The organism is Streptomyces sp. NPDC025618, assembly GCF_055558795.1.
Window position 1 is genome coordinate 1 of the sequence record NZ_JBVHLW010000065.1, and the last position, 22,485, is coordinate 22,485.

Annotated in this window: 19 protein-coding genes and 1 tRNA gene; 5 read left to right on the forward strand and 15 right to left on the reverse strand. The window is 71.7% G+C overall.

Translation table 11 applies throughout. From position 1 onward, the window contains the following. Positions 1–204: 204 nt before the first annotated feature. Entirely contained in the window at positions 205–1,329 is a 1,125-nt protein-coding gene (locus ACZ4A5_RS30100) for an ABC transporter ATP-binding protein (RefSeq protein ID WP_467591106.1), read from the reverse strand. Positions 1,330–1,572: 243 nt separating this feature from the next. Between ACZ4A5_RS30100 and ACZ4A5_RS30105 the strand changes: the two genes are divergently transcribed. Next, a tRNA-Thr gene (locus ACZ4A5_RS30105) sits at positions 1,573–1,646 on the forward strand. Between the two features lie 80 nt (positions 1,647–1,726). Here ACZ4A5_RS30105 and ACZ4A5_RS30110 read toward each other — a convergent pair. Continuing rightward, on the reverse strand, positions 1,727–3,892 hold the full coding sequence (locus ACZ4A5_RS30110; protein WP_467591108.1) for an MMPL family transporter: 2,166 nt from the start codon (positions 3,890–3,892) through the stop codon (positions 1,727–1,729). Between the two features lie 225 nt (positions 3,893–4,117). On the opposite strand from ACZ4A5_RS30110, the gene ACZ4A5_RS30115 reads away from it, so the two are divergent. Then, entirely contained in the window at positions 4,118–5,263 is a 1,146-nt protein-coding gene (locus ACZ4A5_RS30115) for a M24 family metallopeptidase (protein ID WP_467591111.1), read from the forward strand. A gap of 150 nt (positions 5,264–5,413) precedes the next feature. Here the strand turns inward: ACZ4A5_RS30115 and ACZ4A5_RS30120 are convergent, their stop codons facing one another. Together ACZ4A5_RS30120 and ACZ4A5_RS30125 are read right to left on the reverse strand one after the other, a co-directional pair. Then, positions 5,414–6,991, reverse strand: a complete 1,578-nt coding sequence (locus ACZ4A5_RS30120; RefSeq protein ID WP_467591114.1) for an MFS transporter — start codon at positions 6,989–6,991, stop codon at positions 5,414–5,416. 201 nt (positions 6,992–7,192) lie between these two features. Further along, positions 7,193–8,197, reverse strand: a complete 1,005-nt coding sequence (locus tag ACZ4A5_RS30125; protein WP_467591116.1) for a zinc-binding dehydrogenase — start codon at positions 8,195–8,197, stop codon at positions 7,193–7,195. An 87-nt stretch (positions 8,198–8,284) separates the two neighbouring features. Here ACZ4A5_RS30125 and ACZ4A5_RS30130 point away from each other — a divergent pair, with 87 nt between their 5' ends. After that, positions 8,285–8,989, forward strand: coding sequence for a pentapeptide repeat-containing protein (locus tag ACZ4A5_RS30130; RefSeq protein ID WP_467591118.1), 705 nt, complete (start codon positions 8,285–8,287; stop codon positions 8,987–8,989). Between the two features lie 36 nt (positions 8,990–9,025). Here the strand turns inward: ACZ4A5_RS30130 and ACZ4A5_RS30135 are convergent, their stop codons facing one another. The 6 genes from ACZ4A5_RS30135 to cdgB form a co-directional block, all read right to left on the reverse strand. Beyond that, a complete protein-coding gene (locus ACZ4A5_RS30135; protein ID WP_467591120.1) occupies positions 9,026–9,523 on the reverse strand; it encodes a hypothetical protein in 498 nt (165 codons plus the stop codon). A 146-nt stretch (positions 9,524–9,669) separates the two neighbouring features. Then, positions 9,670–11,217: a M4 family metallopeptidase gene (locus tag ACZ4A5_RS30140; RefSeq protein ID WP_467591151.1), complete on the reverse strand. Its 1,548-nt coding sequence runs from the start codon at positions 11,215–11,217 to the stop codon at positions 9,670–9,672. 574 nt (positions 11,218–11,791) lie between these two features. Continuing rightward, the gene (locus ACZ4A5_RS30145) at positions 11,792–11,980 is read right to left on the reverse strand and encodes an antitoxin (RefSeq protein ID WP_398868174.1); all 189 of its coding nucleotides are present in this window, start codon (positions 11,978–11,980) and stop codon (positions 11,792–11,794) included. A 237-nt stretch (positions 11,981–12,217) separates the two neighbouring features. Next, positions 12,218–12,418 carry a hypothetical protein gene (locus ACZ4A5_RS30150; protein WP_467591123.1) on the reverse strand — a complete coding sequence of 67 codons (201 nt, stop codon included), beginning with the start codon at positions 12,416–12,418 and terminating at the stop codon, positions 12,218–12,220. Between the two features lie 378 nt (positions 12,419–12,796). Next, a complete protein-coding gene (locus ACZ4A5_RS30155) occupies positions 12,797–13,717 on the reverse strand; it encodes a carbohydrate-binding protein (protein ID WP_467591126.1) in 921 nt (306 codons plus the stop codon). Positions 13,718–13,912: 195 nt separating this feature from the next. After that, positions 13,913–15,667 (reverse strand): diguanylate cyclase CdgB, encoded by a 1,755-nt coding sequence (gene cdgB, locus ACZ4A5_RS30160; protein ID WP_467591129.1) that lies wholly within the window; start codon positions 15,665–15,667, stop codon positions 13,913–13,915. 412 nt (positions 15,668–16,079) lie between these two features. On the opposite strand from cdgB, the gene ACZ4A5_RS30165 reads away from it, so the two are divergent. Beyond that, positions 16,080–16,631, forward strand: a complete 552-nt coding sequence (locus ACZ4A5_RS30165) for a flavin reductase family protein (RefSeq protein WP_467591132.1) — start codon at positions 16,080–16,082, stop codon at positions 16,629–16,631. A gap of 36 nt (positions 16,632–16,667) precedes the next feature. Here the strand turns inward: ACZ4A5_RS30165 and arfB are convergent, their stop codons facing one another. Continuing rightward, positions 16,668–17,096: an alternative ribosome rescue aminoacyl-tRNA hydrolase ArfB gene (arfB, locus tag ACZ4A5_RS30170; protein ID WP_361524244.1), complete on the reverse strand. Its 429-nt coding sequence runs from the start codon at positions 17,094–17,096 to the stop codon at positions 16,668–16,670. Positions 17,097–17,295: 199 nt separating this feature from the next. Here arfB and ACZ4A5_RS30175 point away from each other — a divergent pair, with 199 nt between their 5' ends. Beyond that, positions 17,296–17,871, forward strand: coding sequence for a TerD family protein (locus ACZ4A5_RS30175; RefSeq protein WP_467591136.1), 576 nt, complete (start codon positions 17,296–17,298; stop codon positions 17,869–17,871). Between the two features lie 80 nt (positions 17,872–17,951). Here ACZ4A5_RS30175 and ACZ4A5_RS30180 read toward each other — a convergent pair whose 3' ends face one another. The 4 genes from ACZ4A5_RS30180 to ACZ4A5_RS30195 all read right to left on the reverse strand — a co-directional run bounded on the left by ACZ4A5_RS30180 (position 17,952) and on the right by ACZ4A5_RS30195 (position 22,055). After that, positions 17,952–18,791, reverse strand: a complete 840-nt coding sequence (locus tag ACZ4A5_RS30180; protein ID WP_467591139.1) for a class II fructose-bisphosphate aldolase — start codon at positions 18,789–18,791, stop codon at positions 17,952–17,954. A gap of 40 nt (positions 18,792–18,831) precedes the next feature. Next, on the reverse strand, positions 18,832–19,761 hold the full coding sequence (locus tag ACZ4A5_RS30185; protein WP_467591142.1) for a 1-phosphofructokinase family hexose kinase: 930 nt from the start codon (positions 19,759–19,761) through the stop codon (positions 18,832–18,834). Between the two features lie 168 nt (positions 19,762–19,929). Continuing rightward, complete coding sequence (gene nagA, locus ACZ4A5_RS30190) at positions 19,930–21,105, reverse strand: N-acetylglucosamine-6-phosphate deacetylase (protein ID WP_467591145.1); 1,176 nt, start codon at positions 21,103–21,105, stop codon at positions 19,930–19,932. Beyond that, positions 21,105–22,055, reverse strand: a complete 951-nt coding sequence (locus ACZ4A5_RS30195; protein ID WP_467591148.1) for an ROK family protein — start codon at positions 22,053–22,055, stop codon at positions 21,105–21,107. Before ACZ4A5_RS30195 ends, nagA begins: the two co-directional genes overlap by 1 nt. Between the last annotated feature and the right edge of the window lie 430 nt (positions 22,056–22,485).

Sequence of the window (22,485 nt, forward strand, 5' to 3'; positions counted from 1 at the left end):
GGCACCTCTGGGGGCACCCCCGGACGGAGTCTGGGGGAGGTAGCTGGGGGAGTTTGAGGACAACGCGGCGAAGCCGTGTTGCGGGGTCTGGGGCGCAGCCCCAGTCGGGAAGGGGCGGGGCTGGGGAAAGAGCGCCGCAGGCACACCGGCCCGCACTCGGCAGCGCACCCGCACCCCACCCGCACCCCACCCCCCCCGCCATCCCTAGTCGCTCAGCCGCTCCCCCGAAGACGTCGAGAAGACGTGCAGCTCGCCCGCCCGCGGAACCACCCGCAGGAGCGCGCCCTTCTCCGGGACGTTGCGGCCGCTGACGCGGACCACGAGGTCCTTGCGGTCGTCGCCGACCTCGGCCGTGCCGTAGACATAGCCGTCCGCGCCCAGTTCCTCGACGACGTTGACCGTGACCGCGAGGCCGGCGGGGGCCTCCTTGCCGAGGGACGGCGCGGAGCCGCCCTGCTCGACCACGTCGAAGTGCTCGGGCCGGACGCCGACGGTCACCGTGCGGTCGCCCCGGTCGGCCGCGGCGGAGAGCGCCTCGCGGGAGACGGGCACGACGCTGTTGCCGAACTTCACGCCGCCGTCGGTGATCGGCACCTCGACGAGGTTCATGGCGGGGGAGCCGATGAAGCCCGCGACGAAGAGGTTGGCGGGGCGGTCGTACATGTTGCGCGGGGTGTCGATCTGCTGGAGCAGGCCGTCCTTGAGCACGGCCACCCGGTCGCCCATGGTCATGGCCTCGACCTGGTCGTGGGTCACGTACACCGTGGTGATGCCGAGGCGCCGCTGGAGCCCGGCGATCTGGGTGCGGGTCTGGACGCGCAGCTTGGCGTCGAGGTTGGACAGCGGCTCGTCCATGAGGAACACCTGCGGCTCGCGGACGATCGCGCGCCCCATGGCCACGCGCTGCCGCTGGCCGCCGGAGAGCGCCTTGGGCTTGCGGCCGAGGTACTCCGTGAGGTCCAGGATCCTGGCCGCGTCCTCGACCTTCTGCCGGATCTCCGCCTTGTTGACGCCCGCGATCTTCAGGGCGAAGCCCATGTTGTCGGCGACGGTCATGTGCGGGTAGAGAGCGTAGTTCTGGAACACCATCGCGATGTCCCGGTCCTTGGGCGGCAGGTGGGTGACGTCGCGGTCGCCGATGCGGATCGCGCCGCCGTTGACGTCCTCCAGCCCCGCGAGCATGCGCAGCGAGGTGGACTTGCCGCAGCCGGAGGGCCCGACGAGGACGAGGAACTCGCCGTCCTCGATCGCGATGTCGAGCTGGTCGACGGCGGGCTTGTCGCTTCCCGGGTAGATCCGGGTCGCCTTGTCGTACGTGACCGTAGCCATGGTTCGAGATCCCCTCACCGGCAGGAACGTGCCGGACGATCCGAGTAAAAGGAGTGGTCCAGTCCAATTGGACGGGGTTGCCGGTGACGCTACCTGTGGACGGGGCGGTTGTCAGCAGGCGAGCGGGCGGAACCTTCGCGCGCGGTCTTCCGGCCGCCCGGGGCCGTGGCAACTCTGTGGCTGGTCGGAGGGGGCGCTGTGTAGAGTGGGGCAGCGTTCGTGGGCGCAGCCCGCGTGCGTCGTGCCGCCTTAGCTCAGTTGGCCAGAGCGTCGCTCTTGTAAAGCGAGGGTCGTCGGTTCGAATCCGACAGGCGGCTCGCGTCAGCGCCGTACAGCGCGTGGATCGGCCCTCCGTGATCTCTCACGGAGGGCCGATGTCATTGCGGGAGCGTACGCGTCAGCTCCGTACCTCCTCGTCCGTGGTCCGGTACGCGGACACCCGCGCCTGGCCGGTGGCCGGCTCCGCGCGGGGCGCGTCCTGGTGGCCCGGCCACCACGCCTTGTGGCCGAGGAGCGAGGTCACGGTCGGGACCAGCAGCATGGCCATGATGAAGGCCGTGAGCAGGATGCCGAAGGCGACCGCGAAGCCCATCTGCTGGAGCATGGAGTTGTCGGCCAGCATCAGGACGCCGAAGGTGCCCGCCAGGATGACCGCCGCGGAGGAGATCGTCGGCGCCGAGCGGGAGACGGCCGTGCGGATGGCCTCGCGGGCCGGGACGCCGCGGCGGACCTCCTCGCGCAGGCGGGCGACCATGAGGATGTTGTAGTCGGTGCCGATGGCGACGACGAAGAGATAGACGATGATCGGCAGCATGAACAGCAGGCCGCTCTTGTGCTGCGCGCCCTGGAAGAGCCAGACGGTCGCGCCGAGCGTCGCGCCGAAGCCCAGGGCGACGGAGATCATCAGATAGAGCGGCGCCACCAGGCTGCGGAGCAACAGCCCCAGGATGATCATGATGGCGAGGCCGGCGACGGGGAAGACGACCGTGTAGTCGTGGGTGACGGCCTTCTCCACGTCGGAGAGGACGGCCGAGGTGCCGCCGACGACGGCCCGGGTGCCCTCGGGCGCGGCCGCGTGCGCGCCGTCGCGGAGCGAGCCGCCGGCCAGCTCGATGGCCTTGTCCTCGGTGGGGCGGTACTTCAGGACGACGCTGTACTGCGCGACGGTGCGGTCGGGGCTGGTGGCCGTGAGCGCGGCGGAGCCGACCCCGTCGAGCTTCGCGAGCTTGTCGCGGTAGGTGTCCAGGGCGCCCTTGTCGAGCGGGGCGGCGTCCTTGGACTGGACGTAGACCATCGCCGGGTCGGACTGGCCGGCGGAGAAGCCCCGCTGGAGGTCCTTCATCGCCTGGACGGACTCCAGCTTCTGCGGCAGCTGGCTGTCGGTGTCGAACTCGGCCTTGAAGCTGAACGTGCCGATGGCGAGCACCGCGAGGACCAGTGCGGAGACGGCCCCGATGAGCCCCGGGCGGTGGGCGACGGCGGAGCCGAGGCCGTTCGCGACGCGGTTGCGCGGCTTCTTCTTCCACGACTTCGACGGCCAGAACGCCTTGGTGCCGAGCAGGGAGAAGACGGCCGGCACGAGGGTGAGGGCGGCCACGAGGGTCACGCCGACGGAGATCGCCAGCGACGGGCCCATCGCGCGCATCATGCCCATGGTGGAGAGCAGCAGGGCGAGGAAGGCGACGATGACGGCGCCCGCGGCGGAGGCGATGGTCTCACCGACCCGGGCGACGGCGTTGACCAGCGCGTTCTTGGGTTGTTCGCCGGCCCTGAGCTCCTCGCGGTAGCGGAAGAGGAGGAAGAGGATGTAGTCGGTGCCGACGCCGAAGAGAACGACGATGAGGATCGCGGATATGGAGTTGTCGGCCTTGAGCCCGCCGAGGTGGGCGACGGTGCCGATGAGTCCGAGGGCGACGGAGAAGACGACGCCGATGATCAGTACGGGCAGCAGGGCGATCAGCGGGCTGCGGAAGATGACGAGCAGCAGGATGACGATCAGGAGGAGGGTCGCCGACATGATCATGGAGTCGGTGTCGCCGGAGGACTCCTTGGCGTCGAGCGCCGTGGCCGCCTGGCCGGTGAAGCCCACCTTCAACTGAGTGCCGTCGAGCAGGGACTTGGCATCCGAGCGGAGGTCCTTGACCGCGTCGGGGACGGTGCTGTCCTGGGAGTTGCGGTCGACGGCGATGACATTGGCGAGGGCTATCTCACCGTTGGGCGACACGGCCTGCGGGTTGGTCGCCACCTTGGCGATGCCCTTGTGGTGCTTGGCGTCCAGGCCCTGGGTGATCCGGGCGACGGCGTCCTTGTCGGGCTGGGTGAGCCTGCCGCCGTCGGTCCGCTGGAACACGGCTATCGCGGAGGGCTGTTGGGTCTGCGGGAATGCCTTCTCCTGAAGTTTCCCGGCCTGTACGGACTCGTAATGCGAAGGCAAGAATTCCGTTTCATCGGTTGTCGACTTCAAACCAGGGGCGAGCATGGCGAGTGCCACAGCCGCGATGATCCAGCCCGCTATGGTCAGCCAAGGGCGGTGGACGGCGAACCGCCCGATCCGTCGGAACATGGTGCTCCTTCAACTATGGTCCAGCGCTGCCCGGCGGAAGAACGACAACGGAATGAGTTCAGTTCGGGCGTCAACACGCTAGGGGCGCGGGAATCCCCTCCACAACGAAATCAGGGGGAAATCGGTCCTGGGTCGGGGTGCTTCTCATCCGGGCGGATGAGGGGCTCTCACCCGTGGGGTAGAGAAATCGCTGCCGACCGCCTCCGTCCGGATTACGCTGCCTTCATGAGCGATGCCGCTGAGCCCGCCCCCTCGGCCGCCGGGACGGCCGAGGGATCCCAGGTCCTGGCCGCCCGCATGGAGCGCGCCGCCGTCTCGGCCGCCGCGGCGGGGCTGGCCGGCCTGCTGGTCACGCCGGGCCCCGACCTCACCTGGCTGACGGGCTACCGCCCGCACACCACGGAGCGGCTCACCGCGCTGCTGCTGGCAGCAGGCCGCCGCCCGCAGCTGCTCCTCCCGGCGCTGGAGGCGCCCGACGCCGAACGGGCCCCGGGCGCCCACGCCTTGACGATCACGGGCTGGACGGACGGCCAGGATCCGTATGCCGCGCTCGCCCCGCTGCTGGACCCGCGGGGCCGCTACGCCGTCTCGGACAGCGCCTGGGCGCTGCACCTGCTGGCCTTCCAGCGGGCCTGCCCGGGCGTGAGCTTCGGCGCGTTCACCGAGCTGCTGCCGATGCTGCGCGCGGTCAAGGACGCCTATGAGGTGGAGCGGCTCGCGGCGGCCGGCGCGGCGGCGGACGCCGCGTACGAGGACATCGTGCGGCTGCGCTTCGCGGGGCGGCGCGAGCGGGACGTGGCGGCGGACCTGGCGCGGCTGCTGCGCGAACACGGCCACAGCCAGGTGGACTTCACGGTGGTCGGCGCGGGCCCCCACAGCGCGAACCCGCACCACGACGCGGGCGGCCAGGTCATCGAGGACGGCGACATGGTCGTCATGGACTTCGGCGGCCTCATGGACGGCTACGGCTCGGACACCACCCGTACGGTCCACGTGGGCGAGCCGACCGCCGAGGAGCGCAAGGTGCACGACGTGGTGCGCGAGGCGCAGCAGGCGGCCTTCGAGGCCGTACGGCCGGGCGTGGCGTGCCAGGAGATCGACCGCGTGGCCCGCAAGGTCATCCGCGCCGCGGGCTACGGCGAATACTTCATCCACCGCACCGGCCACGGTATCGGCGTGACCACCCACGAACCGCCCTATCTGGTCGAGGGCGAACACCTCCCGCTGCGCCCGGGAATGTGCTTCTCGATCGAACCGGGCATTTATCTCCCGGGCCGCTTCGGGGTCCGTGTCGAGGACATTGTGGTCTGCACGGACTCGGCGGGCCGCCGCTTGAACAACACGGCGCGGGAACTGCTGGTGGTGCGGTGAGGGGGCGGGCCATCCGCCGTTCTGCCCGACGGCGTTGAGCCATGCCGCCCGACAGCCCTCGATGCGCGCCCGCATTCACCGAGGGCTCTTCCGGATCCGCCGGACGCCGGAGCGAAGGGATTTCCCCCGGCGCCAGGGGAGTTCGCCGGATCAGGCAGGCGGCTCGCCCGGTTCGTAGGCGTGCAGGTGGTGGCGGGCCTCGGCCTCCGACTGTTCGGGGGGCGGGGGCGCGGTGTGTTTGGGGGCGGCCGTGGTGACCAGGAGGGTGCTGGTCGCGGCGGCGAGGAGCATGATGCCCGAGGCCACGCCGATGGCGACGTTGAAGCCGTGGACCACGCCCGCCCTCACGATCGCGTCCCGGGCGGCCGGGGTGAGCCGTCCGCCTGCCCGCAGGCGGTCCGCGACGTACGTGGCGCTGGTGGATGTGGCGATGGTGTTGAGCAGCGCCGTGCCGATCGAACCGCCCACCTGCTGAGCGGTGTTGACCGTCGCGGACGTGACGCCGGAGTCCCGTGGTGCCACCCCCGAGGTCGCGGTGGCCATCACCGGCATGAAGATCAGACCCATGCCGAGGCCCACCATGATCTCCGACGGCAGGACGTGCGAGACGTACGCGGGCTGCACCGGCAGGAAGGTCAGCAGGAAGAGCCCGCCGGCCGCCAGCAGCGCGCCCGGTGCCATCAGCGCGCGCGGCGGTACGTGGGTCATCAGCCGCGCGGAGATCTGCGTGGAGCCGGTGACGATCGCGGCGGTCATCGGCAGGAAGGCCAGGCCCGTCCTCACCGGGGAGTAACCGCACACGACCTGGAGGTAGTACGTCATGAACAGGAACATCCCGAACATGGCGATGACCGCGAGCGCCATCGTCAGCACCGAACCCGCGCGGTTGCGGTCGCGCAGTATGCGCAGCGGGAGCAGCGGGCTCGGCGCCCGCTTCTGCCACCAGGTGAACAGCCACAGCAGCGCGGCGCCGCCGGTCAGCAGCCCCAGCACGCGCGCGTCGCCCCAGCCGCGCGGCTCGGCCTCGCTGCAACCGTAGACGATCGCCACGAGGCCCCCGCAGCCCAGCAGCACGCCCGGGATGTCCAGCCGCGGCCTGCCCTGGCCACGGCGGCGGTCGTCGTGCAGGAACGCCCCGGCGCCCAGGAAGGTGAGGATCGCGATCGGGGTGTTCACATACAGGCACCAGCGCCAGTTCAGGTACTCGGTCAGCAGGCCGCCGGCGATCAGCCCGATCGCCGAGCCGCCGGCCGCGATCGCGCCGTAGATGCCGAACGCCTTGGCGCGCTCGCGCACGTCCGTGAACGTCGTGGTCAGCAGGGACAGCGCGGACGGCGCCAGCAGCGCCCCGAACGCGCCCTGGAGCGCCCGCGACATGAAGAGCATCCCCGAGCTCTGCGCGGCGCCGCCGAGCGCGGACGCGGCGGCGAAGCCGACGAGCCCGGTCATGAAGGTGAGCTTGCGTCCGACCAGGTCCGCGATCTTGCCGCCGAGCAGCAGCAGACCGCCGAACGCGAGGGTGTAGGCCGTGATGACCCACTGCCGGTTGCCGTCCGACATGTGGAGGGCGCGCTGCGCGGACGGCAGTGCGATGTTCACGATGGTGGCGTCGAGGACGACCATGAGCTGCGCTGTGCCGATGACGACCAGACCCCACCAACGGCGGGGGTCCGATGCGGTCCGAGTGGCGGATGGGGGAGGTATAGGGCCCGTATTCCTGAAGCTCATCGGAACCTGCTCTCGCGTCCGATTCGGTGCGTATGCGGTGGTGCGCGGCGCGTATACCTATGCGCTCACGCGCGCCATCCAGACTAGGCCCGATGGGGGACGTCCGCCCGTCGTGGAGCGGCTTGTTTTCGCCCCCGATTTCCGGACGGAAGCGCTCCGGGAGACGCGAACGCGCCCCTGGGACGGAGGGGGAGCGAGGGGTCAGGGGACGAGCACGACCTTGCCCACCGTCCCGCGCGACTCCAGCGCCCGGTGCGCCGCGGCCGCCTCCGCCAGCGGGAAGCGCGTGACGACCGGAGCCACCCGCCCGGCCGCCGCGTGGGCCAGGGCCTCGGCCTGCGCACGGCGCATGCCGGCCGGCCCCCCGAGCCGCTCCGCCATCGGCTGCCCCAGCACGCAACGCGATGTGATGCCCCGCGCGGCGAGCTCCTCGGGGGTGAACGCCGCGACGGGCCCCGGGCTCGCCGGGACCGCCGTCCAGCCGTGGCTGAGGTGCCGTCCCCCGCGCCCCAGCAGGCCGACGGCGGCCCGGGCCGCGTCCCCGCCGACCCCGTCGAGGACGACGGTCGCGGCCCGCCCGCCGAGCGCCGTACGGGCTCTTTCCGGCCATGCCGGGTCCGTGTAGTCGAGGGCGACGTCGGCCCCCAGCTCCCGCACGCGCTCCACCTTCGCGGGCCCTCCCGCGAGGCCGACGACCTTGGCGCCCGCGCGCTTCGCGTGCTGCACCAGCAGCGTGCCGACGCCGCCCGCGGCGGCCAGGACCACGACCACGTTCTCACTGGTCAGTTCCGCCAGGGCGAGGATGCCGAGAGCGGTGCGGCCGGTGCCGACCATGGTCACGGCGTGATCGTCGGCGAGCCCCTCGGGGATGTCGAGCAGCTTGTCCGCGTCGGCGAGCGTGAGCTGCGCGTAGCCTCCCGGCACCTGGCCCAGGTGGGTGACGACGCGGCGGCCGAGCAGCGCGGGATCCACGCCCGCGCCGAGCGCGTCGACCGTGCCCGCGACCTCGTGCCCGAGGATCACGGGCAGCTCGGGCGGCTTGTGCGGTCCCTTCGCCCGCCCTTGCCGCAAGGTCGTGTCGACGAGGTGGACCCCCGCCGCCGCGACCGCGATCCGCACCTGGCCGGGGCCCGGCACGGGGTCGTCGGCGTGCTCGTACGTGAGGTTCTCCGCGGGGCCGAAGGCGTGCAGCCGGATCGCGTGCATGGGTGCTCCTCCTCGGGCAGGGTGCCGGTGGTGAGGCCGGACACCCAGGTCAGGGGCGTTGTCAGTGCCATGTGCCACCGTGGACGCATGGTGAGGGGCGACAGGGCACAGGGCAGGGCGAGGCCACGCGAGGCGGCCCCGACGATCAGACTCCCAGAGGTACGGCTGCCACCGCTGCGGCCGTACGAGGGACCCGGGCTGGAGCCGGAGGGGGATTACGACGGGCTGGACTTCACCGAGGCGGACCTAGCGGGCCAGAGCGCGCGGGGCGGCCGCTTCATGGACTGCCGGATACACCGCTGCGCGCTGGACGAGGCCCGGCTGGGCCGGGCGCGGTTCCTGGACTGCGTCCTGGACGGCGTCCGGGGCGTGGGCACGGATCTCGCGGAGGCCACGCTGCGCGACGTCGAGGTGCGCGACGCCCGGCTCGGCGGCACGCAGCTGCACGGCGCGGTCCTGGAGCGGGTCCTGGTGCGCGGCGGCAAGATCGACTACCTGAATCTGCGCGAGGCGAGGCTGAAGGACGTCACCTTCGAGGGCTGTGTGCTCTCCGAGGCGGATTTCGGCGGCGCGGTCCTGGAGCGGGTCGTCTTCCGTGACTGCGCGCTGCGGCGCGTCGATTTCACGGCCGCCCGGATGACGGACGTCGATCTGCGCGAGGCCGGGGAGCTGGACATCGCCCGGGGCGTCGAGCGGCTCTCGGGAGCGGTCATCAGCCCGTCCCAACTGCTCGATCTCGCGCCCGCGTTCGCGGCGCAGATAGGCGTCCGGGTGGAGGCGCCGCTCGGGTGACTCCCGCGGAGGGGGGCTGGGCTCAGGAGCGGCGGTTCACACGCGCGGGAAGCGGGCCTGGAGGTTCCAGATCACCGGGTTGTCGGCGAGGCCCTCGTGCATGTCCGACAGGTCCGCGATCAGATCGTGCAGGAAGTCCCGGGCCTCGCGCCGCAGCGCCCGGTGGTTGAAGTTGAGCGGGGGCTCGTCCGCCGGCATCCAGTCGGCCTCCACCTCCACCCAGCCGAAGCGCCGGGCGAAGAGCATCCGGTCGGTCGACTCGGTGAAGTCCAGCTCGGCGTACTGCGGGACCGAGGAGCGGTTGCCCCGGGGGTCCTGGTCGACCTGTTCGAGGACGTCGCACAGCGCCCAGGCGAAGTCCAGGACCGGCACCCATCCCCAGGCTGTGGACAGCTCGCGGTCGGTCTTCACGTCCGCGAGATAGACGTCACCGCAGAAGAGGTCGTGCCGGAGCGTCCGCACGTCCGCCGTGCGGTAGTCCGTCTGCGGCGGGTCGGGGAAGCGGCGCGAAAGCGAGTAGCCGAGGTCGATCACGCTTCGATGGTGTCACGGCCGGGAGGTGTACGCGTAAACGCGCGGTCCGGGGCCCGCACGCACCGGACCGCGCCCCCGCCTTCCTGGGCGGTGGGAGCGCGGTCCGATGGGGTCACGGGAGGGGTGTGGGGTTCACCAGGGGCGGATCACTTGACGTTGATCGCGGTCCAGGTGGCCGCGACCGCCTTGTACTCCGCGCTGGTGGCGCCGTAGAGGTCCGCGGTGGCCTTCAGCGTGCCCGCGCGGGCGCCCTTGTAGTTGGTGGTGGAGGTGAAGTACGTGGTCAGAGCCTTGTACCAGATCTTGGTGGCCTTGTCCCGGCCGATGCCCGCCAGCTTGGACTTGTCGTAGGTGGGGCTGTTGTAGGTCACGCCGTTGACCGTCTTCGTGCCGCTGCCCTCGGACAGCAGGTAGAAGAAGTGGTTGGCGGGGCCGGAGGAGTAGTGGACGTCGACGTTGCCGAGGCTGGACGACCAGTAGTCCTTCGACGAGCCGTCCTTGCTCGGCTTGTCCATGTAGCGCAGCGGGGTGCCGTTGCCGTTGATGTTGATGGCCTCACCGATGAGGTAGTCGCCCTTGTCGGTGCCGTTGTTGGCGTAGAACTCGGCGGCCGTGCCGAAGATGTCCGAGGTCGCCTCGTTGAGGCCACCGGACTCGCCGCTGTAGTTCAGGCCGGCCGTCGCCGAGGTGACGCCGTGGCTCATCTCGTGGGCGGCCACGTCGAGCGAGGTCAGCGGGTGGCTGTTGCCCTCACCGTCGCCGTAGGTCATGCAGAAGCACTCGTCGTCCCAGAAGGCGTTGACGTAGTTGTCGCCGTAGTGGACGCGGGAGTAGGCGCCCTTGCCGTCGTTCTTGATGCCCGTGCGGCCGAGGACGTTCTTGTAGAAGTCCCAGGTCACGGCCGCGCCGTAGTGCGCGTCGACGCCCGCGGTCTGACGGCCGCCGCCCCAGGTGTCGGTGGAGTTGGTGTACAGCGAACCCGTGCCGGACGTCCCCTGGTTGAGGTCGTACGTCTTGTGACCGCCGCGCGAGCCGTCGGTGAGCTCATAGCCCGAACCGCTCTTCGTCGTGGTCAGCGGGACATTGCCGCTGTAGGTGCTGGTGCCCGTGCCCGTCTCGATGGCCTCGCGCTGGAAGAGCTTCTTGCCCGTCGACGCGTCGGTGATGACGTGCAGCTTGCTCGGCGTGCCGTCCTTCTGGACGCCGGTCACCACGGTCTCGTAGGCCAGGACCGGCTTGCCGCTCGCCGCCCAGACGACCTTGCGCGGGGCCTGGCTGTCGGTCTTGGCGTTCTTCTCGTCCGCGGAGGCGCTCAGCGCGCTCTTCTTCGCGGCGGACGGGGCGAGCGAGGGCGTCGTCGTGGGCACGGATATCTCGGCGTCCGTCGCCTTGTCGACGCTGCGCGAGCCGCTCTTGCGCTCGTGCACGACCAGGTCGCCGCCGAGCACCGGCAGACCCTCGTACGTCCGCTCGTAGCGGGTGTGCACCGTGCCGTCGACGTCCTTGATGACGTCGCGGACGACCAGCTTCTCCTTGCCGCCGAGACCGATCTTCGCGGCGGTGCTTCCCGCCTCCGTCTGCGCGGTCTTGATCGCGGCCGACCGCTGCCCCGCGGAGAGCGCGAGCGCCTGCGCGCCGTTCTGGTGGTCCGTCTTGGCGGTCGCCGAGCCGCTCTGCACGCCGATGACGACCATGGCGGCCGAGGCGACGAGGGCGGCGGCACGCAGGGTGTTCTTGCGGGAGGTGGAGGTGATGCTTCTCAACTCTGTCTCCTATGAGGGGGGTTAGGGCAGGCGGGTGTACGACTGCCCTTTGGTGCACGTGTGGTGCAGGAGCGAATTGAGAAGAGACTCTGCCACTGATGCGGCGTCATTGACAGGGGCGCAACAAGGAATTGATCTCCCGTTCTCCGAAACGCGGTTGTTTGGTTCCGCTATGCGGTGAACTGGGTGGGGGGTTTGTTACGCGAGCGCCTGGGGTGGCGGAATGGGGACTTCCGTAAAAAGGGCATGCGAAAGCCGCCCCGGGCGGTGGGTGCCCGGGGCGGCTTCGATGTGGTGCGGGGTGGCCGGAGCTGGGACGCTCGACGGCCTCGACGGCGGGGCGCGCTCAGCCGAGCCGGCCGGAGGCTCCCGTGGGCGGCGCGTCCTCAGGTGTTGCCTCAGGCGTGCCCTTCAGGAGGCGCGCCGGCTTCTTCGGGGCGCGGGCCGCGGCCGCAACGCCACCGTGCCCGGCATTGCGACCGTATACGGTCGGCGGACGTGCGGACTACCGCTGCTCGTCCGTCGGCGGCTGGTTGCCGAGCTGCTCGTTGAGCTTCTGCTGGACCGTGTCGGTCTGGCTCTGGTACTTGTTCTGTGTCTTCGCGTCGAAGGCGTCACCGGCCTTCTCGACGCCTTGCCGCGCTGTGTCCTCATGGCCCTTGAGCAGGCCCTTGAGCTTGTCGAGCATGGACATGGCTGTCCTCCTCACGGAACGCTGACGCACCCAGCATCGCCGCATTCCGCCCGGCCCGCATCCTCGGCGGCCGCCCGGCGAGCGGCGCGCGGAGGCCCCGGGGCGGCGTGCGGTGCCGGGCCGCGCCGGGGGGAGATCAGCCCGTGCTCGTGTATCCGCAGTTCCAGCACTTGTACACGCCGTTGCCCATCTGCTGCATCATGTTCTGGCAGTTCGGGCAGGCGAGCGCCAGGGGTGTCATGGGGCGACGGTGATCGCTCCTGCGGGGCAGTCGGGGCAGACGCCGCGGACGATCGCCGGCGAGGTGGCGTCGCCGGGATTCGCCGCGACGACGACCACCTTCAACGGAAGCCGGCAGTCCGGGCAGCGCTCGTACTCCCGATCCCGGTCGCCGATCGCCGCGGCGAGGATGCGGTCGAGTGAGTCGCCGTCGTCCATGGTGCGTATGTCCTGTCTCCACGGGATTCCCCTCCTTGGGTACTACGTACCCGCCGTGGAGCACCCCAACTCTGCGGCCGGAGCCCGGCTTACGGGGCGGGGGCGGGGGGTGGCCTGTGTGCCGAGGTGTTCGCGGGTGTGTACCCTCCCGGCTCGTTCAGGGGGGCGGGGCGGGCCCTCGGCAGGGGTGCAACCGGGTCCGTGCGCTGCGTGGAGGTGACGGCGGGCCTGGGCGGCGGTCCTGTCACCGCACGCCGGGAGAGCCGAAACGCGTTCCGTCGCGGTACGCCGTGCGGCAGCCACCCCGAGAGGGGCGAAGCCGACCGGGCCGGAAGAAAAAGGGAACTCTCCTCCGGCCGTTCACTCAGCGGAGCGCCGTCAGCTGTTCTTCCTGATCGAGAGCTGGTCGAGGTGGACGTCGCACGAATTGCCCTGCTCGCACGAGAGCTTGATGGAGTTCGGGCCCTTCTTGAGCTGGATGAGGGACCAGGTGCCCTTCCAGCCGTTCTCCCAGTCCTTCGTGCCGCCGAAGTTCTTCATGTTGATGGGGCGCGACTCACGCTGACCGTTGGTGGTGATGGTGAGGTTGGCGTCCGTGCCGGGGACGCCGTAGCGGGCGTCGAGGCGGTATTCGCCGTCCGAGTCGACCTCCACCTTCCACTCGACGGCGGCACCGACCTGGTTCATGCCGGTTATATACAGCCCACCGTCGGCCTGCGCGCCCTTCACCGTCTTCTCGGTGGTGGCGCCTCCCGAGAGGTTGAGGGTCGCCGCGTCGCGCTGCTGAAGCCCCGCCGCCGAGGAATTGGTCGGCTCGTCCTTCTTCGGTTCCTTCGGCTTCCCGCTGTCCTGCGGCTTCGGCTTGCTGTCGCCGCCGTCGGCGCTCGTCTTCGAGTCGCCGCCGCTGTTGGTGATCATCGCCGCGCCGATGCCGCCCGCCACCACCACGACAACGGCTATGGCGGCGACGAGCAGACCGCGCCGCTTCGGGCGCTGGGGGCCGCCGTGGCCGCCGGGCGGGGGGCCCGGCTGGCGGGGGGTGCCGCCCGGGAGCGTCTCGGGGGCCGCGTAGTGCGGTGCGGGCTGGTGCGGGGGCTGCTGGCCGCCGTACGTCTGGTTCTGCTGCCCGTACTGCCGGGAGCCCACCGTGCGGACCTGGTGGTAGGACGTGCGGGGGACGCCGGGCTGGGGCGCGGCGGAGCCGCTCTCCGGGCTCCCGTCACCACCCTCCGAGCGGTACAGGTGCGCGAACGGGTCGTCGCCCTCCGGCGTTCCCGAACCGTTATTACCGGCCGTCATCCCCTGTCACTCCCAACATGGTGCCCACCGGCGCTCACGTGCGCGAGCGCCCCGGACCGCAGCTGCCGAGCCGGGGCGGCCCGGGCATCCACGCGGTCCGGATGGCCAATTTTCACGATCGATTCACGTCGGCGGCGGTGGCCGCATTCGGCGCAGCCTACCCGGTAATCATGGGCCTACGCCGTGGTCCGGACCTCAGCCTGCCCGGCGCCCCGCCTTGGCACGTGACCGTTTTTCGACGTACATCCGCTGATCGGCGGAGCGGAGCACCTCGTCGGCGGACATCCCGCAGCCCGCCCAGCCGATCCCGAAGCTCGCGCCGACGCGTACGGCGCGGCCGTCGACCCTTATCGGCGGGATGATCGCGTTGCGCAGCCGGACCGCGAGGTCCTCGGCGTCCGCCTGGCCGAGACCGTCGGCGAGGACCACGAACTCGTCGCCGCCGAGCCTGGCCACGGTGTCACCCTCGCGCACGCCCTCGGTCAGCCGCCGGGCGACCTCGATGAGGACGGCGTCGCCCGTGTGGTGCCCGAAGCGGTCGTTGATGGACTTGAAGCCGTCGAGGTCGCAGAAGAGCACGGCCAGGCCCTTGGTCCCGTCGTCCTCGGAGTCCTCGTCGGGCGCGACGGTGTGCACGTGCCCCGGATAGGGCGCGCCGCCGTGTTCGGCGCCGAATTCGCCGGTGGCGCTGTCGGGCGCGAAGTCGGAGGCGTAGTCGGCGGCGAAATCGGGGGCGAAGTCCGGCCCGAGGTCGGAGCCGAAGCCGTGCCCGTACTGCTGCTGTCCGTATGCCGCGCTCTCGACCTCGTCGAAGCCGTCGAGGGAGCCGTAGGGGGCGACCGCCGCGTGCTCCTCGGCGCGGGCCGGGGTGCCGCACAGCCGGCTGCTGAGGCGGGCGCGCAGCTCGGCGCTGTTGGGCAGGCCGGTCAGGGAGTCGTGGCTGGCGCGGTGGGCGAGCTGCAATTCGTGGCGCTTGCGCTCCTCGATGTCCTCGACGTGGGTGAGGAGATAGCGCGGGCCGTCGGCGGCGTCGGCCACCACGGAATTGCGCAGCGAGACCCAGACATAACTGCCGTCGCGGCGGCCGAGGCGGAGTTCGGCCCGGCCGCCCTCGGCGGAGGTGCGCAGGAGGGTGCCTATGTCCTCGGGGTGGACGAGGTCGGAGAAGGAATAGCGGCGCATCTGCGAGGCGGACCGGCCCAGAAGGCGGCACAGGGCGTCATTGGTGCGGTGCAGCCGCCCGTGCTGATCGCCGCCCATCTCGGCGATGGCCATGCCGCTGGGCGCGTACTCGAAAGCCTGGCGGAAGCTTTCCTCACTCGCGCGCAGCGCCTGCTGCTCGCGCTCCAAGCGGACGAGTGCCCTTTGCATGTTTGCGCGGAGCCGGGCGTTGCTGATCGCAATCGCGGCCTGGAACGCGTACATCTGGAGGGCCTCCCGGCCCCAGGCCCCCGGGCGGCGTCCGTTGCGCGGCCGGTCGACGGATATGACGCCGAGGAGTTCGCCTCCGGCGGTGCCCGCCGTGTACATCGGGGCGAAGAGGCGGTCCATGGGGTGCCACTCGTCCGGGAAGCGCGGGGCGGGCCCGGCGGTGTGCCACTGAGGCACGTCGTCGTCGTCGAGCACCCAGCCCTCGGTGTACGGGATGAAGCGCAGCGAGCCCCACTGGTCCGCCATGGCGAGCCGGCGCTCCCACGAGACCCGGGAACCGACCCGCCCGGCCATCAGGGCCTCGGCGTGTGCGCTGCCCGCGACGGCGGCCACGACGAGATCCCCGTCGGGCCGCACGAGATTGACCGCCGAAAGCTCATAGCCGAGGCCGGCGATGATGCCGTCCGCGACGGTCTGCAAGGTGTCCGCGAGGCTACGTGCCGTGTTCAGATCGGCAACCACCTGATGCAATCCCCGCAAGGTCGCAAGGCGGACGTACGGCTCCGACTCGGTCTCCATCTTCGCTCTCCCCCGAGACCTCGACAGCAACTCCAGGCTTCTTGTCGTCCGTTTATCACGGCCACTGAATCACAGCGAGCTGACCACTCGGTACACAGGGTCAACAATTAGCGCCCTCTGTGATTCATGTCACAGGGGGTGAGGAAGTCCGGCCACTGGCGTTCGAGCGCGCTCTTATGCTTCGTGAACGCAAATCCGAAACCCATACGGCACCCATATGGACGCCATCCGGAGGCGAATCGGATGACTGCCGAAAGGTAATCGGCCACGCTTTGGCGCGAATCGGTCGCGGAGCGCGAGGATCCCCGGCCGGCCGGGGATTTCTTGCCCGGGAGGCAGCGCCGGCGACCTAGGACCCACCTGGTCCTGAAGCCCGATGCGGGGGAAGGGCGCGGCGGCTAGCGTGCACAGCGTGTTGCAGACGACTTCGCCCCACGAGACCGCCATACCCCATGCTGAAGGGGTGAGCGCCGACGAGTTCCGGGCCGCCCTCGCACGCCTCGCCGCGGGCGTCGTGCTGGTGACCGCCCACGACGCCGAGGACGGGCCGCAGGGTGAGGACGTCGGGATGACGGCGACCGCGTTCCTGTCCGTCTCCCTCGAACCGCCGCTCGTGATGGTGAGCGTTCGCAACGGCTCCCGCATGGACGACCTTCTGGAACGGCAGCCGCTGTGGGCGGTGTCCGTCCTCGCCGAGAGCCAGCGGCACATCGCGGGCCGCTTCGCGATGAAGGGCCGGATCAGCGACCGGCTGCTGTTCGAGGACATCCCCTACGAGCGCGGGGCGCGGACGGGGGCCCCGCTGGTGCGGGGCGCGCTGGCCGTCCTGGAGTGCCGGACCGAGCAGCGGGTCGAGGCGGGGGACCACACTCTGGTGATCGGCCGGGTGCTGACGGCGCACGCGCCGAGCACGGAGAGCGGGCCGCTGACGTACTTCAAGGGGCGCTACCGGCGGCTGGCCTGAGACCGCCTCGCGGGGCTTCCGTGAGTCCCGCGGGGCTCAGCCCCAATCGCGCCCGGAGCGGCCGCGCTTGGTGTCGCCGCGCTGCTTCTTCTCGCGCAGCCGCCGTTCGTTGATGCCGCGCGGGATCTTCGTGGGCCGCCGCGGCCGGGGCGGCGGCGCGGACGCCTCGGCGAGGAGCGCGGCCAGCCGCACGGCCGCGGCCTCGCGGTTGCGCCACTGGGAGCGGTGCTCCGACGCCCGTACGGTCACCACGCCGCCGACCAGGCGGCTCGCGAGCCTGGCGAGGGCGCGCTCCTTCCACACCGGGGGCAGCGCGTCGGTGGCGGCGAGGTCGAAGCGGAGCTCGACCTGGCTGTCGCTGGTGTTGACGTGCTGGCCGCCGGGGCCCGAGGAGCGCGAGAAACGCCACATGAGCTCGGACTCCGGGAGGCAGACGGAGCCGCGGATGACATGGGGACCGGACATGTCCCCCATGATCCCGCGCCCGGGGCGGACCGTCACCCCGTTTTGCGCCGGGCCGGGCCGTCCCCGGCGACGCCCCATCAGGAAATGGCAAAGAAAGTAAAGCTGACTGGAACCCTGGGTCCCCCGGAGGGCGTTATCAAGAGTGACGGCGACCCCGCGGCCGCCATCGCAGCGATTCCATCAGAAAGGGACCTTTCCCATGGCTGTAAGCCTGTCCAAGGGCGGCAACGTCTCCCTCACCAAGGAGGCCCCGGGCCTGACGGCCGTCACGGTCGGCCTCGGCTGGGACGTCCGCACCACCACCGGCACGGACTTCGACCTCGACGCGAGCGCGATCGCCGTGAACCCGGCGGGCAAGGTCTACTCCGACGCCCACTTCGTCTTCTTCAACAACAAGTCGACGCCGGACCAGTCCATCGTCCACACCGGTGACAACACCACCGGCCAGGGCGACGGCGACGACGAGTCGATCAACGTCAACCTCGCCGCGCTCCCGGCCGACGTCGAGAAGATCGTCTTCCCCGTCTCCATCTACGACGCGGTGAACCGCAGCCAGAACTTCGGCCAGGTCCGCAACGCCTACATCCGCATCGTCAACCAGGCCGGCGGCGCCGAGATCGCCCGCTACGACCTCAGCGAGGACGCGGCCACGGAGACGGCCATGGTCTTCGGCGAGCTCTACCGCAACGGCGCGGACTGGAAGTTCCGCGCGGTGGGCCAGGGCTACGCGTCGGGCCTGGTGGGCATCGCCCAGGACTTCGGCGTGAACGTCTGAGGCTGACGCGCCTTTTGTGACGGAGAAGGGCTGCCCTGCTGTGGGGGCGGCCCTTCTTTCGTCGGTGCGGACGGGCCCGGTCAGGGGCCGTCCGGCCGGCCTACCGCCTCCAGGAAATGGCGCACCGTCTCCGTCATCGCCGCTCGCGCCGGGGTCAGGTATTTCCTCGGGTCGGTCGTCGACGGATGGGCTTCCAGGAAGGCCCGTACCGCCCCCGTGAAGGCCACGTTCAGCGCCGTGCCCACGTTGATTTTCCTCATGCCCGCGGTGATCGCCCGGCGGAGTTCCGGGTCCGGGACGCCTGAGGAGCCGTGGAGGACCAGGGGGACGGGAACGGCGTCCCGGAGGGTGGCGATCAGGGTGTGGTCGAGGGTGGCCGTGCGGGTGGACATCGCGTGGGTGCTGCCGACCGCGACCGCGAGGGCGTCCACGCCGGTCTCGGCCACGTAGGCGGCCGCTTCCGCGGGGTCCGTGCGGACGCCGGGGGTGTGGGCGTCGCCCGCCTTGCCGCCGACGCGGCCCAGCTCCGCCTCGATCCACAGGTCGCGTTCGTGGGCCCAACGGACCGCTTCCGCCGTGGCCTTGACGTTCTCGCCGTACGGGAGCTTCGACGCGTCGTACATCACCGAGCTGAAGGGGTGGGCGTGCGCCTCGCGCAGCAGGGCGTCGTCCTCGACGTGGTCCAGGTGCAGGGCGAGGCGGGCCGTCGAGGACGCGGCGACCGCCGCCGTCGCGGCGGCGATGGGGGCGAGGGCGCCGCCGTGGTACTTCACGGCGTTCTCGGAGATCTGGAGGACGGCGGGGGAGCCGGCGGCCTCCGCGGCCGTGGCGATCGCCTCCGCGTGCTCGACGGTGATGACGTTGAAGGCGATCACGGCCTTGTGCGCGGCGACGAGATCGGCGGTACGGGTCAGGGGCATGCGGGGCAACTCCCTTGCTGGTGAGGGGTTCCGTGCCGGTCTACAGCGGCGTCACCGAGACCTTCGGCAGCAGCTCCTCGTACGTCTTCCGGTCGAACTCGCCCGCCGCCCGCGCCCGCACGGTCGCCGCCGCGAGGGCCACGGCGCGGGCCACGCGCTCGGGCCAGGGGGTGCCCTCGACCCAGCCGGCGAGGAGGGACGCGACCGCGGAGTCGCCCGCGCCGGTCGGGTTGCCGGTCAGCCGCCGCGGCGGGACCGCGCGCCAGGTGCCCTCCGGGGTGACGGCGAGCATGCCGTCGGCGCCCAGGGTCGCGGCCACCGCGTGGGCGCCCCGGCGCCGGGCGTCGAGGGCGGCGCGCAGCGGTTCGGTGGAGCCGGTGAGGGCGGCGAGTTCGCCGGTGTTGGGCTTGACCAGGTCGGGGCGGGCGGCGATGCCCCGGCGCAGCGGTTCGCCGCTGGTGTCGAGGAGTACGGGCACGCCGAGCGCGCGCGCCTGCCGTACGAGATGGGCGTACGCGCCGACCGGCACGCCCGGCGGCAGGCTGCCGCACAGGGCGACGGCGGCGGCCTCGGGCAGGAGGCGGGCGTAGGCGTCGGTGAAGGACGCCCACTCCTCGGGCGAGATCGCGGGGCCGGGTTCGTTGAGCTGGGTCGTGTCGCCGGTGGCGGCGTCGACGACGGCGACCGTGCGACGGGTGGGGCCGAGGACGGGGACGAGGGCGTCGGTGAGGTTCCCCGCGGCGGGGGCGCCCTCGGCGAGGAGGCGGCGCACGGTCTCGCCCGTCGCGCCCCCGGCGAAGCCGGTGACCACGGTGGAGTGGCCCAGCGCGGCGAGGACGCGCGCGACGTTGAGGCCCTTGCCGCCCGCCCGCTCGGTGACGTCCGTGACACGGTGCGAGGTGTGCGGCTGCAGACGCGGAACGCGGTAGGTCAGATCGAGCGCGGTGTTGAGCGTGACCGTGAGGATCATCGGCGGCTCTCTCCCATGACCGGGGACGGCGTTTGACCGGGGACCGCGTTTACGGCGGCATGACGGCTCTGTGAACGGCTGCGCGAGCGATCATGCCAAAACTGCGGCGGCGCGCCCAGACCTCGGACGCGCCGCCGCGGTGCGAACTCCCGTCAAGGGCGCGGTGAACTACCGCACTTCGGGCCTAACCACCCATTCGCCCTTGCGCATGACACCCACCAGGTCGTAGGAGGCGTCGAGGACGACGAGGTCCGCGTCCTTGCCCGCCTCCAGGGAACCGACGCGGTCGTCGACGCCCAGCAGCCGCGCCGGGTTCGCCGACAGGGCCCGTACGACGTCCTCGGCCGGCAGCCCGTCGACGGTCACCGCGCGCTTGAAGGCGGTGTCGAGCGTGAGCGTGGAGCCCGCGATCGAACCGGCCGTCGGCCCGTCGGCGATCCGCGCGACGCCGTCCTTGACCTCGACGCGCATGGGGCCGAGCGGGTACATGCCGTCGTTCATGCCGGCCGCGCCCATCGCGTCCGTGATGAACGCGACCCGGTCCGCGCCCGCGCTGTGGAACGCCAGCTGGAGGGCGGCGGGGTGGAGGTGCGTGCCGTCGTCGATCAGCTCGACCGTGACCCGCTCGTCCTCCAGGAGCGCCGCGATGGGGCCGGGCGCGCGGTGCAGCAGGGACGGCATCGCGTTGAAGAGGTGGGTGGCCACCGTCGCGCCCGCCTCGACGGCCTCCAGCGTGGCCTCGTACGTGGAGTCCGTGTGGCCGACCGCCGCGACGACGCCCGCGTCCGCGAGCAGGCGGACGGACTCCAGGCCGCCGGGGAGCTCCGGGGCGAGGGTCATCATGCGGGCCGCGCCGCGTGCCGCGTCGATCAGCTTGCGCACGTCCGCCGGGTCCGGGTCGCGCAGCAGCCCCGGCTGGTGCGCGCCGCAGCGGTGCGGCGAGATGAACGGGCCCTCGAAGTGGATGCCCGCCAGGTCGCCCTGCTCGGTCAGCTCCGCGAGGACGGCCGCCTGCCGGGCCAGGTCGTCGAGGCCGCCGGTGACCGTGGAGGCGACGGTCGTGGTCGTGCCGTGCGCGCGGTGCGTGCGGATGGCCGTGAGCGCCTCCTCGGCGTCGCCCGAGGAGAAGGACGCGCCACCGCCGCCGTGCACGTGCATGTCCACGAAGCCGGGGACGATCCAGTGGCCGGTGAGGTCGAGGACCGGGGCGCCGGCGTCGAGGCCCGGGGCGTCGGCGGGCGGCGCCGCGGCGATCCGCCGGCCTTCGACCGCCACCCGCCCGTTCTCGACCACGCCGGACGGCAGGACCACGCGGGCACCGGCGAGAACCGTTCGTTCGACCATCAGGCGGATACCTCCGTGGCATCGGTGGAGAGAAGGTCCCAGGCGAGCAGGCCCGCGCCCAGGCAGCCGGCGGCGTCCCCGAGCGCCGCCGGGACGACGTGGGGAGTCTTCTGGAAGGTGATCCGCTCCGCGACGGCGGCGCGCAGCGGCGTGAACAACGTTTCCCCGGCCTCGGCGAGCCCGCCACCGATGATCAGCGTATGGGGGTCCAGGAGGGTGAGCCCGATGACGAGGCCGTCCGCGAGGGCGTCGACGGCCTGCTGCCACACGGCCTGGGCGCGCGGGTCGCCGGCCGCGACGGCCGCCGCGCAGCCCGCGGCGTCGGCAGCCGGGTCGCCGGTGGCCCGCGCCCACGCGGCGCTCACGGCCGCCGCCGAGGCCACGGTCTCCAGGCAGCCGAGGCCGCCACAGCCGCACTTCGGGGCGTCCGGTCCGGAACGTACGGAGATATGGCCGATCTCGCCCGCGTAGCCGTGCGCGCCCTGCTCGATCCGGCCGTCGATGCCGATCGCTCCCGCGATGCCGGTGCCGAGGGCGACGAACAGGAACCGGTCGGCGCCCCGGCCCGCGCCGATCCTGCCCTCCGCGAGGCCGCCCGTGCGGACGTCGTGGCCCAGGGCCACGGGGGTGCCGCCGCCCAGGCGCTCGCGCAGCAGGTCGCGCAGCGGGACGTCGCGCCAGCCGAGGTTCGCGGAGTAGACGGCGGTGCCGGCCTCGCTGTCCACGATCCCGGGCACGGCCACGCCGGCCGCTTCCGCCGCCTGCCCGAATTTCTCCCGCCCCGTCGCGTGCAGCTCGGCCGCGAGGTCCAGGATGCCGCCGACGACCGCGTCCGGGCCCTCGCCCCGGCGGGTGGGGCGGCGGGCTTCGTGCAGGAGCTGGTGGTCCGGACCGATGAGTGCGGCTTTCATGGCGGTGCCGCCGACGTCCAGGGCGATGACGTGTTTCACGTCTGTAGTGTCGCGTGTGGGGTGGGAAAGGTCTAGTCCACTGTGGGGTGGGGGCGGGGTTGTCGCTGGGTGCGGCTGTTTGTGGCTGGGGTTCGGGTGGCCTCAATCGCCGGCCGGGCTCGGGTTTGGCGGGCTCGGCGCCTTGTGCGGGTTGTTTGCGCCTGCGGCGGGCGGCCTCAAGCGCCGGCCGGGCTTGGGTTGTGGTGGGTGCCGGGGGTGGGTCTTCCGGGCTGGGGACCTGGAACGCGGTGCGGTGCGGGTCTCCCGTATTGAGTGCCCCGAATTCGCACCGCGTTCCAGAACCTCACCCTCCAGCCCCACCCCCTCCCGCCGGAGGGGACGTTCAGGGTCCGTTCCGGGCAACAAATCAGCCCGTTGGGGGCACCTCCCAGCGGTAGCTGGGGGAGTTTGAGGACGCGGCCGCAGGCCG